Source organism: Novosphingobium sp. FKTRR1, from assembly GCF_020404405.1.
Classification (GTDB): domain Bacteria; phylum Pseudomonadota; class Alphaproteobacteria; order Sphingomonadales; family Sphingomonadaceae; genus Novosphingobium.
Window position 1 is genome coordinate 1 of the sequence record NZ_JAIZDA010000056.1, and the last position, 13,446, is coordinate 13,446.

A 13,446-nucleotide genomic window follows, 5' to 3' on the forward strand; every position below is an offset into this window, starting at 1 on the left:
CCAGCAAGGCGCAGGCGGCCGCCGACTGGATGCACGCCCAGCAGCCCCAGCCTGAGGAGATCGCCGCATGATCCGCGCCCCGAAAATTTGCGGTGGAAGTCACATTAGGGCTGGACTGTCAGGATATGTAGCCGAACTCTCCAGCGCCATGCTGGGCGCTGAGCTGGGGCTGCCCGTCACGCACCTCGATAGTCACGCAAGCTACATCGAGCATTGGCTCAAGCTGCTGAAGGATGACGACCGCGCCATCCTGACGGCTGCGGCCAAGGCCGAGGAGGCGTCGACCCTGCTGTTGAAGCTTGGCGGAAGGGTCATGCCCGAACAGTTTGACGACGCGTCAGACGACGCTGCGCTTGCGGCCTGAGGGAGGATGCCATGGGCCGATCGGTCAGCTATCCCAGCGGCGCAATCGTCGCCTTCACAGTGCTTGAGGTCGAAGCCGAGGACGACTGGGAATTCGAGTATGAATGGCTGCGCGAAGACCTGCGCGAGCGGGCCGGCCGAGCCTTCCCGTCGCTGATCCCGCATGACGGCTGGCGAGGCCGGGAAGACCGGATCCTCATGCGCAATGCCTATGCGGATTTCGGCGTATCGGTCTACGGCGCCCTGGTGGCCGTCTGGATCGTCGAGCGTGATGACGGCACCTATTGGGACGCCGATTGGCGTACGGCTCGTTCACCGCGGGCACAGCGCTGGCTGTCCCAGATCGCATCCCGCTTTGATGCCGTGTTCGGCGACTATGACTGTCTCGGGCATATGTCGAACGGGGAGGGTGTCTACGCCAAGCGTGCGGCTTAAGCCGAGCTGGGGCGGCGCATGCATGGGGCATAGGGCGTGCCCCTGCCTATGATCTGTTCCGAGCGCCCATGGCCTGGCGCCATGCGAGAGAGGCCCTGGGCCAGCCGCCAGTCTTGCGCAACCCGGCTTGGTCGGGCCCGTGTTGGCCTTCGCCCTTCGGGCTCAAGGCCTGCCCGCGCCAGCCCGCCAAGCCAGGTTTCCCCTGACGGGTGCGCAACCCTGACTGAATGCTGGCCCTGACGGGCTCTCGCTGGCGCAGCCATGAACGGGTGCGTCGGCCTCACGCCAGTCAGGAGGACATCCCATGCACACGTCATTCGCCGATCAACTCGCCGGGCTCGATCTCGCCGGCTTCTCGATTGGACCTGCTCCCGTATCGACCAGCGATTTCCCGGTCCGGGAGGCGGTCGTCCACACCCTCGAAGCGGTCTGGTCCGATCTTTTTGCCATGGTGTCCGGGACCGCTCTTGAAGCCGATGCCGAGGATCTCGGTTGGGCTTTCGTCAACATCTTTCACCGCTCCGCCGAGCGCAAATCGACTGCCCTCGACCGGGCGACCGACGAGGTCCGCGCGCTGATTGCGACGGCTGACGGATCCGAAGTCCACACCCACGACCTCGAGACCCAGGTCGAGCGGGCGCAGTGCGCCGAAAGCGCCATGCTGGCGCTCGAAGAGATGCGCGAGGTCGCAGCAAGCCTATACCTCAACGAGTTCGGTTCCTCCTGGAAGCCAGTCTCCAGTTCTCGGCTCAATCACAGTGCAATGCTCACCTCGGCGCTCGTCGAAGGTCGCGACTTCCTGCGCGCCCGCGCCGAAGCCAAACGCCGTGCGGCCATGCCCGAAGGAACCCCCGTCGTGTTCGCCGGAGGGCGCACCCGTCATGCTACTGAAGACGATGCGCTGACCTTCGGCAACAACGTCTGGGCGACGCTCGACAAGGTCCGCGACCGCGTGCCGGACATGGTGCTCATCCATGGCGGCGACACCAAGGGCGTTGACCGTCTGGCTTCGAGCTGGGCTGAACGTCGCGGCATCCCACAGGTGACATTCTCGCTCGATATGCGGCTGGGCGCCCGTGCCGGCTTCAAGCGCAACGAGCGGATGCTCTCCCTCGATCCGCGCTACGTCATCGCGTTCCCGGGCAATGGTGTACTCGAACGCCTGGTGATCGACGCCAAGGCTCGGCGGATCACCGTTGTCGATCGCCGCGGGCCCCTCGGCACCAATCCGAAGAACACTTCGGCCAGGACCGACTGAGACCCTGTCGGTCTTCGCGCCAGCGCCGGATCGGCGCTGGCGTCGTCCATGAGAGGAAAGGCGTGCGCCTGTCGGTTGGAGCCAGCGGATGGTCGTTGGCTCCTTTCTACAGGAGGCACTCCATGATCGATATCGAGGCCGTGATGGCCGACTTTGCCGTTCGCCAGGCCCAACGGCAGACCCAGGTGGTCGAAGAGATTCAGCAGCTCAAGACAGCCATTCTTCCGCGCTTGCAGGACGCTGGGATTACCCGAGTCGAGATCCGCTTCGACGGCTGCGGCGATAGCGGTGCGGTCGAGGAATGCGCGTGCCTCGATGCAGCCGGTGCGGCGATCGAGTGCCCTGATGTTAAGCTGCAAGACGGCGCCGCAGACACGGCGGAAGGTGCCGGTTCCGAGCAGCTGCAGTTGCTTGGGCAAGCTCTCGAGCAGCTGACCTATCTGGCGCTCGAACGTCATCATCCTGGCTGGGAGATCAACGACGGTGCCTGCGGCGAACTCGTGATCGATGTGGCTGAAGGGACCTTCGTGCTCGACTGCAGCCTGCGCTTCACCGCAACCGATGATCATTCGACCGAGCTCTAGGAGATCTGGCATGGCCCACTGCTACTACCACGCCCTCTCGTCGGTCCGGAAATGGGGCGGCACGGTCGATGACTATCTCCCGCTGCACCAGTGGTTCGACCAATCCAAGGCAATCCTGGCAGACCCCCGACATCGCGCGCTGCGGCACCATGCCGAGGGGATATTCATGCTGGAGGCGATCTTCGGCGAGACCCTCGTCAATGCCGATGGCCGGGTTGTTCCGGTGCGTCTGGTCGGCGAGCAGCACGTGCGCGAAGACTTGGGCTCGATCCCGTCCTTTGCTGACTGGGCGCGCTTGATCACGCCGCAGGCCTGGATGCTGCGAGGCAACCCTCTGGGCGGCGCTGAAGGGGTAACGATCGATATGCCTGTCCCCGGCGAAGCACTTGCGTCCAGGACCAGGCCACCTGCTGGAGGAGCGGTCCGTACCGTGATCTAGGAAGGGGTTCTCCGGTGGAGGGCTGGCGGGGAATGATCCGGCCAAGACCGGAGGGAAACGAGGCAGGGCAAACCTGTTCACGGCATCCAGCTCCACCCGGCTTCGATACCAACCTGTCCCTGAATCACCCCCGTCGAGACGCGCAACCCGGATCAGGTCCGGCCGAGTTGCCGGGCTTTGCCCGGCTGCCCGCACCACCCGAACCAGTTCCGGGTTCCCCTTCGGTGCGCTTCGCCGCGGGGCGCTTCTGCTCGGGTTTGCAGCCGGGATGGACCCGGAATGCTCGATCAGGAGAAAGCCCATGACCAATCTCGTTATCCTCGTTGGCCGCATCGCTCGCGACCCCGAAACCCGCACCACCCAGGGTGGAACCAGCATCACCTCGATCTCGGTCGTCACCGACCGTCCCGCCCGCAAGGATGGCAAGACCTACAAGGACGAGAACGGCTACACCGCCAAGGACAGCGAATTCCACCGGATCACCTGCTTCAACGGCCTGGGCCAGAACGTCGCCAAGTTCTGCACCAAGGGCCAGCTCGTGACGGTCGAAGGGCGCATCCACTACACGCAGTGGGAGGATCAGAGCGGCACCAAGCGCTACGGCTGCGAGATCATCGCCGACAAGGTCGACTTCCTCACCAAGGGCCGTTCGGGCGGCAACGAGGGCGCTCCCGATATCGACGAGGACTGAATGTCCTTACCCCACGACAAGGCCCCGGTGGCAGATGCCATCGGGGCCTTTTCTTTTGCTCGGGGGCTATGCGGCGGCGCGGGGCATCGAACCCCTTGCCGCCGCTGGTTGGGGCTACGCAGGGGCGATCCGCTTCAGCGTTTCCTCGATCCCGAGCGCCATTGATGCGCGGACAATCTGGCGCAGCTGGGCCGGTTCGATTGTCTCGGCGCCGCACTCGATCAGAATGTGGCCGAGGACAATCGCAGCCTCGTCGCGAAGCTTTGCTTCCTTGGCCGCCAGTTCGTCGCGCTGTTCCCGGAGCTTCTTCAAGGCATCGACCGGATTGTTCTTGCGGGGCATGTCAGTCCTTTCCGCCCCCTTGTTTTGTGGTCCCTCGATAGCTCCTTTGCCACCGCGCCCAGGGTGTAGGAAAATGAGAAAAGCGGCGCCCGACTACAGCCGTCCCCTGCAACCGAGAGGGTAGAGAGGCTGGCTCACGGAATGCCCAGCATGATGTCCGTCCACATGCCGCCTCAAGGACGGCAGGGCCCCACCATTTTGCCGGAGAAGGGATGAATCCCTCCCCCGACAAAATCGTTTCCCCCACCGCCGCTGACGCGGCCGCGCCGACGCGCGGTCCCTGACCCGTCATGCGCACGAACATCGCACTTCCTCCTGTCGTTCGAGACAACCTCAGGAGGATCATCATGGCTCATTCTGCACCTTGCACCGCTTCATCCCGCAGCTACTTCGAGGCCCTGGAACTCGCCGAACGCCGGGCGCTGCACAGCTACTTCGATCAGCACATCGTGGCAGACGACGAGCTCGGCTATATCGCCCTCGATGAAGGTGACTACTGCGCCCTGCCGGCACACCTGGCGGCGCGTGTCGTCCACACCATTCACGGATCGATGGTGGATGAATTCTGACGCCGAAAAGGGTGGGAGCCGGGAGCGGTTCCTGCCCTTTTATTTTGCTCGCCGTTGGTTCGTTTCGGCTCGGGATCAGTTGCGACGAGCGGAGTGCGGGCATCGGCGCCCGCACGCGCTTTGGCTCCGCGCTATCGAGGCCGTTCAATCCCTCCAGCATGTCCGGCGAAGTGACCGGATCACCTACTCGCAGCTTGGTAGACTGAGCACACCGTACGCAGTGACACTGCTGGATTTAGTATAGGTATATCAGTGTGATACGCTGAGTTTTCGGGCCGGTGTCAAACCAATTTGAGCGTGATGCATGCCTTGGATTCGCGATTTACGGGCAAATTGGGGCTACCTAACTCTCTGAATTGGTGCCAGTTTATCGCAATTGACGCGGCAATGTTCCTGATTTATTCTCATCACTGTCTTCCGCAAGATCGAACCAGGTTCGCAAGGGTCAATTGGACCCCAGAACATGGATCGGCATCTCAGTCTTCAGACATACGTACCCCGCCCACTTGCTGACTGGATCAAGGGCAAAGCCCGGGACCAGCAGGTCTCCGTCAGCATCGTCATTCGCGATCAGCTGGTCGATGCCTGGCAGCGTGAAAACGAAGCGCGAAAGCGGCCTGGGGCCCTCGACCCGGTAAGGCAAAACCTGTTCATCACGGTAGCCCTCGAAGCGCTCCTGGCCAGCCATACTGATGGCTCGTTGCGGCAGCGTACGCACGAGGCCTACAATCGCAGGCTCGCCCGGCTCGGGCTCAGCGCCTCCGCACCCGAGGGAGGCAGCGATGAAGCGTAATCTCCTCAACTTCACGCGCGGCAGCCAGCTCCTCGGTCACTTCGGTTTCATGTTTGCGGCAGGGCTCAAAGGGCCACTCTTGGTGACTTTCATAGTCACCGCCTGGCTCTCCTATTGGGAGGTGACCACGGCGCTTAACGACCACCAAATCTACCTGGCATGGATGCATCTCTATGCTTCGGGCTACGCCTTCATGGAGTTCGATCCCGGCAAGCTGGTGGAGCTGAAGCTGGCCGGTGGCGGCACCGTCCGCCTGCCATTCAATTTCGTTCGCGACTTTCCTCCAATGCGTGAGGCCGTAGCTGCGCTCGGCACCGCCATCCGGCGCGGCATGGGCCTTTCTGCGCTCATCCTCGTCCCTGCCTTTATCGCCTTTTGGTGGTTCGCTGAACGGTTCGGCGGCAAATCAAAGGAGCGCAAGCACGAGCGCGGCGCGATGCTTGTCACCCTTGACGAGCTCGAGGCAGAAATCGACCGGCACAACAGCACGGAACGTGCCCGCGAACTGCAATCCGCGCTCGGCTGGAAATGGCGGCTGGCAGGCGCGGCAGCGACCGAAGAGGCAGGCTTTTACAGCCCGGCTCATCTCGCCGGGGTTCCCTGGCCGTGGCGGCTTGAGCAGAGCCATACGATGCTGATCGGCACGACCGGCACCGGCAAGACCGTGGCCCTGAGCCAGCTCCTCGCCGAGGCCCGGGCGCGTGGGCAACGCGCGGTGGTTTTCGATCTCACCGGAGCGTTCATCGAGGCCTTCTACGACCCCGAGCGCGACATCATCCTGAACCCGCTCGATGCCCGCTGCCCGACCTGGAGCGTTTTTCATGACTGCACCAGCGAGGGCGAATTCCACGCCGCCGCCGAAGCGCTCGTTCCGCACGACGGTGGCGGCTCGGAGCAGTTCTGGGTGCTCGCCGCCCGCATGCTCTTCGTCGAGATGTGCCTCCATCTCCAGCGCACCGGGCAGGCTACCAACCACGCGCTCGCTACCCGGTTGATGACCGCCGATCTCGCGCAGGTCCACAAGCTCATGCGCGGCACCATGGCCGACCCGCTCACCGCTCCAGAAGCGGCGCGCATGGCGGAGTCGATCCGGGCCGTGTTCAACGCCAATGCCAAGGCGCTCAAGTTGCTGCCCAACAATAGCCCTCGCTTCTCGGTGCGGGACTGGACTCGAGGTATCTCCGCTCCGGGATCGATCCTGTTCCTCTCGGCGCGCTATGTCGACATGTCGATCTGTTCGCAGCTGCTCACCTTGTGGCTCGACACAGCGATGAACACGCTGATGACCATGGAGCGCACCCCGGACCTCAGAATCTGGTTCCTGGTCGACGAACTGGGAGCATTGCACCGGCTGCCCGCGCTGGAAAAAGGGCTCCAGACCGCACGCAATTTCGGAGGAGCGATTGTCACTGGCGTCCATGCCTTTGCCAAGCTCAAGGAGGTCTACGGCGAGAACATGGCGATGACCCTGTCGTCGCTGGCTCGAAGCAAGCTCATCCTTGCAACCGCGGACCGGGAGACGGCGACCTGGTGCTCCGACTTTATCGGACATCGGCAGGTGCGCGACATGGAGGAAGGGTACAGCTACGGCTACAACAATGCTCGCGACGCCGTCAGCCTGACTCCTCGGCGACAGATCGAACCACTGCTCCTTCCCGACCAGTTCATGAACCTGCCGCGGCTCTCCGGCTACCTCAAGTTCCCGGACGGATTCCCGGCCGCTCCGGTCACCCTCGTGCCGCGCCGATTGCCCCGGCTGGCAGAAGGGTTCATTGCGCGCGTCTCCGAACCTGGCCCCCAGCGGGCTGTCCCGGATGAGGGAGCCGCTGCGAGCACCTCTTCGCCTGCATCGCGATCCGAACCCGCCGAAGATGCGCCGGCCGCGAATGACGATGGTGCCGGCAAGCCGGTCGTCCCCCGGCAACTGAAGCTCGACCTAATGGGCGTGAACCCCGCGGCGGATGAGACAAGCCACAAGGGCGACGAACAGCCCCGAGCCACGCCTTCCCATGAGGTGCGGGCAGCGCTTGATGAGAGCAAGGATGAGGCAGCTACCGAAGCCACCGCGGCGGGCGGAACAGCTGCGACACTGCCTCCAGGACCGCTTCTCTCTGGCAGGAGTGAAGCTACCGACTTGGCGCAGCTATCCACTGATGAGAAGGCGCTCATACAAGGAGACAAGCCCGGTGCGAGTGACCTCAAGTCGCAGCCGATCAAGCGGCCGAACGAGCGACAACATCCTCGCGAACGGGCCGAGCGGGACTTGCTCGAAGGCGGCATCGAGAGCGGCGAACAGGACTTCTACGAACCCGATCTTTGAGGGCCGCAAAGCAAGGGGGCACCTTGCTCGAAGGATCAGGATCCATGCTTTCGGTTGCCAATGTCCGGTCAGCCTCCGGCGCGGCCAGCTACTTTGCTGCCGATAACTACTACGCGAGCGCGGATGCCGACCGATCAGGTCAATGGGTGGGATCAGGCGCCGCGGCACTGGGCCTTTCCGGAGAGGTCGACGCCGCAGTCTTCGACAAGCTCCTCAAAGGCGAGCTCCCCGACGGAACCAGAGTCGGCCGCGAGAACCAGCACCGAGCCGGGACCGATCTCACTTTCTCGCTGCCTAAGAGTTGGTCGGTTCTCGCGCTCGTTGGCGGCGACAAGCGGATCATAGAAGCCTATCGCGAAGCGGTCATCGAGACGCTGCGATGGGCCGAAAAGAACGCGGCCGAAACGCGCCTCGTTGAAAACGGGAAAGTGCGCACGGTTCAAACCGGCAACCTCACCGTGACGCTGTTCCAGCACGATACGAACCGGAACCAGGAGCCCAATCTCCATTTCCATGCCGTGATCGCCAACGCCACGAAAGGTGCCGATGGCAAATGGCGAACATTGAAGAACGACCGGCTCTGGTCGCTCAACACGCTCCTCAACAGCATGACGATGGCCCGCTTCCGCCTTTCGGTTGAAAAGCTCGGCTATGCGGTAGGGCCCGTTGGCAAACACGGCAATTTCGAGGCGGCAGGCTTTACCCGCGAGCAGGTCATGGCCTTCTCCACGCGGCGCCACCAAGTGCTCGACGCGCGGCGTGGCCCCGGGCTTGAAGCTGGCAAGATTGCCGCCCTCGACACCCGCAGCGCCAAGCAGGCAGTCGCAGATCGGGGCGCACTTGTGTCGAGCTGGCAAGACCATGCCCAGGCCGCAGGCCTCGACCTGCCGGCTATGGTTGAACAGGCGCAGACCCTCGCAAATCCAGCATCTCGCACGCCCGCATCCGGCACCAGCCTGATCGAGCGCGGCAAGGCGTGGCTTCGGGACTTTGCCGAGCGGATCAAGGGCAATCCTGCCGATCCGCTAATCCCGGCTCACGTGCTCAAGCAGGACCGCGAAGCCGTTGCCGCCGCCCAGGCAACGGCCTCTGCCGTACGCCACCTCTCGCAGCGCGAAGCAGCCTTTCCGCGTGAGGCGCTGTACAAAGCAGCGCTGGACTTTGGGCTGCCCACAACGATCGCGGCCGTCGAAACGCGGGTCAATGCGCTGGTCCGTTCGGGCGATCTCGTTCCTGGGTCAGGGGAGCATAAGGGCTGGCTAACCTCGCGCGATGCGCTTGCAAGCGAGCATCGCATTCTCGCTGCCGTCGAAGCCGGGAGGGACGCTGTCGCTCCCCTTCTCGTCAGCAATGAAGCAGGCGCACGGGTCAAGGCCGTTGCTGCCATCAATCACGGTATCGACCTCAATGCTGGCCAGGAAGGGGCTGCGCGCCTGATCCTGTCATCGACCCACCGGACGATCGCCATCCAGGGTGTAGCAGGTGCCGGTAAGAGCAGTGTCCTGAAGCCCGTGGCACAGATCCTCGGTGAGGAGGGCACGGAGATCATCGGGCTCGCGGTCCAGAACACCCTGGTGCAGATGCTGGAGCGCGATACCGGCATCACATCGATGACTTTGGCTCGACTGCTCAAGAACTGGGCGCCGCTCCTGGAAGATCCTGGAAATACCGGCCTTCAGGCTGAGGCGAAGGAAGAGCTGGGCGACCGGGTCCTGGTCCTCGACGAAGCTTCGATGGTCTCGAACCACGACAAGGAACGGCTCGTGACGCTGGGCAATCTTGCTGGCGTCCGGCGGCTTGTTCTTGTTGGCGACGCGCGCCAGCTCGGCGCGGTCGATGCGGGCAAACCCTTCGATCTCGTCCAGAAGGCGGGCATCGCGCGCGCAGACATGACCACCAACCTGCGCGGCCGGGACCCGCAGCTGCGTCTCGCCCAGGCCGCTGCTCAATCGGGCGATGTCCATACCGCCCTCGGCCATCTCAAAGGCTCGACGATTGAGACAAGGGGCGACAGCGCATTGGTCGCTGCCGAGCAATGGCTAGCGCTGGCGCCACAGGACCGCGATAGGACCGCGATCTATGCCTCTGGTCGGCTCTTGCGCAGCGCGGTCAATGACGCCGTGCAACGCGGGCTCAAGGCCAATGGCGAGCTCGGCAAGACCTCACTGGACCTGGCCGTGCTGTCACGGGTCAATGCGACCCGAGAGGAACTCCGATACCTTTCGGCCTACCGCCCAGGCATGGTTCTCGACGTTCGCAGCCCTGACAAGCAGCAGAGTCTCCCGCGCGGCGAATACAAGGTCGAGAGCATCGACGATAAGTCCCGCGAAGTCCGGCTCCGCGATGCCAAGGGCAGAATGCGAACGCTTCGCCCGAGCCGCATCCGCCCTGGTGAGAAGGACGATCGGCTCGCGCTGTTCGAGGAGAAGCGACTTTCGGTCCATGACGGCGATCGGATTCGCTGGACCGAGAACGATCATCGGCGGGGCCTGTTCAATGCCGACCAGGCGCGGATCGAAGCCGTAAAAGGCGCGCGGGTCACGCTGGTGACGTCATCTGGCCTGCGCCATGAACTCGAGCGCGGGGATCCGATGCTGAGGCGACTTGACCTCGCCTACGCGCTCAATGCCCATATGGCCCAGGGGCTGACGTCGGATCGAGGTATTGCAGTCATGGACAGCCGTGAACGCAATCTGGCCAACCAACAGACCTTCCTGGTCACCGTCACCCGCCTGCGGGATCACCTGACCCTTGTGGTCGACAGCGCCGACAAGCTTGGAAAGGCCGTGGCCCACAACACCGGCGAAAAGACCTCGGCACTGGAAGTGACCGAGCGGCTCCGCGAGGCAGCCGCGAAGGGCCTGGCTGCGGGAACCGCGACCAAGGAAGATCAGAGCAAGCAGCCGCCCGAACTGGCCAAAGAGCGCAATAAGCCCTTCGAGATCGGCATTTGACGTCTTCGCTTTCGAGCCTGGACGGCGGAGCGTTCTCCAGGCAACCTGGTGGTTATCTACTTGAACTACAGGCGGGACTGTGAAGGGCGTTTTCGAGATCAGCGGCAATTCGCGGTACGACGACGCGATCACCGAGCGGTATCACTTTCCGAGCAATTACCTGTCGGTTGCGCGAGATCTCGTGAGCGACTGGATCGTTTACCGCGAAACCCGGGTCTCTGGCGGGCGAATGGCCTATATCGCCGCGGCCTTCGTCGAACGCATCGATGCCGACCCGAGCGATCCCAGCCACTTCTATGCGCGTGTGCGCGACTATCTCGAGTTCGACCAGCCTGTCCCCTACCGCGACAGCAGCGGCCGCTTTGCCGAGCGGTTCCTGCGCGAAATGGCAAAGCCAGGCGATGCCGGGCGAAGCCTGCGCGGCAAGTCGGTCCGCATGCTCGAAAACGAAGATTTCGTGGCGATCGTCAATGCTGGGCTTGCCGAAACCCTCGATCCCGAAAACCGGATCCGGCTGGAGCTCGATGCCCCGCGCATCGATCCGGAGACCAATCTGCTTCTGCAAGATTACTTCGCGCAGCGGCGGGTCGAGCAGATGCTCGTAAACCGCAAGATTCGTGACGCGAACTTCCGCAACCACGTCCTTGGCGCTTACGAGAACACCTGCGCTGTCACCGGGCTCAGGATTGTCAATGGCGGCGGCAAGGCAGAAGCCCAGGCGGCTCACATCTGGCCGGTTGCCGATGGTGGTCCTGACATCGTCCAGAACGGGGTCGCCTTGTCAGCAACTGCCCATTGGCTGTTTGACCGCCACCTCATCACCTTTGACGACAACCTCTGCCTGCTCGTGTCACACAACAAGGTGCCGTCCGAGCTTCTGCAGCTGTTTCCGCCGGCCGGTCAGCAAATCCGGCTGCCGCGTGATCGATCGCTGCATCCAAGGGCAGACTTCGTGGCCCGCCACCGGGAGCGATTTGCAGGGATCAGGTCGCCGCAGATCAGACAGAACGACCGAACCAGATGACCCGGCCGACCACATGGATCGATGCGCGCTCCACGTCGGTCCAGGTCGGGTAGGCGGCATTGTCGCTCGAGATGGTGATCTGCCGTCCGCCTGGCTGGATCGTCACGCGTTTCACCACCAGCGCATCGTCGACGCGCAGCACGTAGATTCCGTCGCGCAGGCGCGAGCCCTGATCCGATGCGTCGACCAAGACCTCATCGCCGTCCCGCAGCGTCGGTTCCATCGACTCCCCATGGACATGGATGATTGACAGGCTGGGGCCTTTCGCCCGGGTCAGCTTGCCCAGCCACCGCTCATCGAAACCAAACCGAGTGTGGGCCGTCTCGCTTTCTGCGATCGCACCAAAGCCGGCCGAGGCATCGACGTTCAGAATTGGCACTTCGACCAGGCCATCGCGCACCGGAAGCGCCGGTCCACCGAGCACCTGCTCATCGACCCCGAAAAACTGGGCAAGGATACGCCGGTCCTCGTCATCCAGCTTGCGCGGCGAACCGCGCTTGATGAATTGCTGAATGTAAGCGGGATTGCGATTGAGCAGCCGCGAAACCGCGGAATAACCCACGTTTCTCTGCCGGATCAGGCGATCCAGCTCTTCTCTGACATTCTCCATCGGCGGCGCCTTTCGAGGGGCGGTCCAGGTGGCATGTAGGAATTCATCCTAGACTCGATGGAGTTCTCCTAATAAGAACATAACAAGAACACAAGCTGAATCTGATTCGAGGTAAGCCATGAAGCTGCTGGAGCGCATCGAGCGCCATCTCAAGGATACCCATATGTCTGCCACCCGCTTCGGGCGACGGGCAGTAGGCGATCCGCGCTTCGTGCTCGACCTACGCATGGGGCGGAGGCCGCGACGACGGACATTGGAAAGGGTCGAGGCGTACCTAGCCTCTATGGCGCCGGGGCAACAATCGCAGCGGTAACGCCATAGCCTCTCAGACATGTGCCCGGCGACGGCATGCGACAGCACGACAGAAGTACGTGCTTTTTGCCTTCAACGAATGATGCTCATGAATGAGCAACAGGGAGCCACGCTGATTTCACTTTGCAGCACTGATGAACAGATTTTGGCGGTGCCAAGCGAGCTTTTTTCTATGCTTTTCCGTTAGCTGCAAAGGAGATTGCCAGTGCAAGGCTGAGAGCCCCGTCTCGCTGAGTGCGGGCGAAAATAGCGGCTTTCCCGCATCTTCGAAGGTGACGAGGCCGCGATCAAAGGCGGCGTCCCACAGGGCCGACAGTAGCAGGCCGTTGTGCACGTCGAGGCGCTCAGCGTTGCTTGTGCAATCTTTCCACGGAACGATGTGCGATGCGCGAAGCAGCGCCTTGTCCGTGATGCCGGTCAGCGGGCATCGGCATTGCCAATAATCGATCAGGCGTTCGCGGAAGATGTTCTGACCTATGCGTTGGACGACGAGCCGCTCAACCTCGGTGGTGGTTGGCAGATCCTTGATCTTCGCCTCGAACTCCTGAAGCGGCGCGTCGGGCAGGCTGGCCGACAACTGATAGACGCGCGGCAGTGCGCCATAAAGCTGGCCCAGCGTCTCGAATGCGGATTCCGAGGTGATCGCGCGCGGTGTTCCGATTTGATGGCGCGCGGGATTCCGAGGTGATGGCGCGCAGCGTTCCGAGAATTATCCGCGCAGCATTCCGAGGTGATGGCGCGCAGTTTGAGGT

The 13,446-nt window shown here is 63.0% G+C and carries 14 protein-coding genes; 11 read left to right on the forward strand and 3 right to left on the reverse strand.

Annotated features, from left to right (window positions below; genetic code table 11):
• Positions 1 to 67: 67 nt before the first annotated feature.
• The 6 genes from LDN95_RS22045 to LDN95_RS22070 all read left to right on the forward strand — a co-directional run bounded on the left by LDN95_RS22045 (position 68) and on the right by LDN95_RS22070 (position 3,770).
• Positions 68 to 364 carry a zincin-like metallopeptidase domain-containing protein gene (locus tag LDN95_RS22045; protein WP_226019679.1) on the forward strand — a complete coding sequence of 99 codons (297 nt, stop codon included), beginning with the start codon at positions 68 to 70 and terminating at the stop codon, positions 362 to 364.
• Positions 365 to 375: 11 nt separating this feature from the next.
• Complete coding sequence (locus tag LDN95_RS22050) at positions 376 to 798, forward strand: hypothetical protein (protein WP_226019680.1); 423 nt, start codon at positions 376 to 378, stop codon at positions 796 to 798.
• Between the two features lie 304 nt (positions 799 to 1,102).
• On the forward strand, positions 1,103 to 2,056 hold the full coding sequence (locus LDN95_RS22055) for a DUF2493 domain-containing protein (protein WP_226019681.1): 954 nt from the start codon (positions 1,103 to 1,105) through the stop codon (positions 2,054 to 2,056).
• A gap of 122 nt (positions 2,057 to 2,178) precedes the next feature.
• Positions 2,179 to 2,640 carry a DUF6878 family protein gene (locus tag LDN95_RS22060; protein ID WP_226019682.1) on the forward strand — a complete coding sequence of 154 codons (462 nt, stop codon included), beginning with the start codon at positions 2,179 to 2,181 and terminating at the stop codon, positions 2,638 to 2,640.
• A gap of 10 nt (positions 2,641 to 2,650) precedes the next feature.
• Positions 2,651 to 3,079, forward strand: a complete 429-nt coding sequence (locus LDN95_RS22065; RefSeq protein WP_226019683.1) for a hypothetical protein — start codon at positions 2,651 to 2,653, stop codon at positions 3,077 to 3,079.
• 301 nt (positions 3,080 to 3,380) lie between these two features.
• Positions 3,381 to 3,770 carry a single-stranded DNA-binding protein gene (locus LDN95_RS22070; protein WP_226019684.1) on the forward strand — a complete coding sequence of 130 codons (390 nt, stop codon included), beginning with the start codon at positions 3,381 to 3,383 and terminating at the stop codon, positions 3,768 to 3,770.
• Positions 3,771 to 3,884: 114 nt separating this feature from the next.
• On the opposite strand, the gene LDN95_RS22075 is transcribed toward LDN95_RS22070, so the two are convergent.
• Positions 3,885 to 4,112 carry a DUF6437 family protein gene (locus LDN95_RS22075; protein ID WP_129405210.1) on the reverse strand — a complete coding sequence of 76 codons (228 nt, stop codon included), beginning with the start codon at positions 4,110 to 4,112 and terminating at the stop codon, positions 3,885 to 3,887.
• 347 nt (positions 4,113 to 4,459) lie between these two features.
• On the opposite strand from LDN95_RS22075, the gene LDN95_RS22080 reads away from it, so the two are divergent.
• The 5 genes from LDN95_RS22080 (at position 4,460) to LDN95_RS23370 (ending at position 11,772) form a co-directional block, all read left to right on the forward strand.
• A complete protein-coding gene (locus LDN95_RS22080; protein WP_226019685.1) occupies positions 4,460 to 4,681 on the forward strand; it encodes a hypothetical protein in 222 nt (73 codons plus the stop codon).
• Positions 4,682 to 5,144: 463 nt separating this feature from the next.
• Positions 5,145 to 5,474, forward strand: a complete 330-nt coding sequence (locus LDN95_RS22085; protein ID WP_083276889.1) for a hypothetical protein — start codon at positions 5,145 to 5,147, stop codon at positions 5,472 to 5,474.
• Positions 5,464 to 7,794: a type IV secretion system DNA-binding domain-containing protein gene (locus tag LDN95_RS22090; protein WP_226019686.1), complete on the forward strand. Its 2,331-nt coding sequence runs from the start codon at positions 5,464 to 5,466 to the stop codon at positions 7,792 to 7,794. Before LDN95_RS22085 ends, LDN95_RS22090 begins: the two co-directional genes overlap by 11 nt.
• 44 nt (positions 7,795 to 7,838) lie before the next feature.
• A complete protein-coding gene (mobF, locus tag LDN95_RS22095; protein ID WP_226019687.1) occupies positions 7,839 to 10,748 on the forward strand; it encodes a MobF family relaxase in 2,910 nt (969 codons plus the stop codon).
• Positions 10,749 to 10,827: 79 nt separating this feature from the next.
• On the forward strand, positions 10,828 to 11,772 hold the full coding sequence (locus LDN95_RS23370; RefSeq protein WP_226019688.1) for an HNH endonuclease: 945 nt from the start codon (positions 10,828 to 10,830) through the stop codon (positions 11,770 to 11,772).
• On the opposite strand, the gene LDN95_RS22105 is transcribed toward LDN95_RS23370, so the two are convergent.
• Both LDN95_RS22105 and LDN95_RS22110 read right to left on the reverse strand, forming a co-directional pair.
• Entirely contained in the window at positions 11,747 to 12,382 is a 636-nt protein-coding gene (locus LDN95_RS22105; RefSeq protein WP_184081895.1) for a S24 family peptidase, read from the reverse strand. The genes LDN95_RS23370 and LDN95_RS22105 overlap by 26 nt on opposite strands.
• Before the next feature lie 430 nt (positions 12,383 to 12,812).
• Positions 12,813 to 13,271, reverse strand: coding sequence for an HNH endonuclease (locus LDN95_RS22110; RefSeq protein WP_226019689.1), 459 nt, complete (start codon positions 13,269 to 13,271; stop codon positions 12,813 to 12,815).
• Positions 13,272 to 13,446 lie beyond the last annotated feature (175 nt).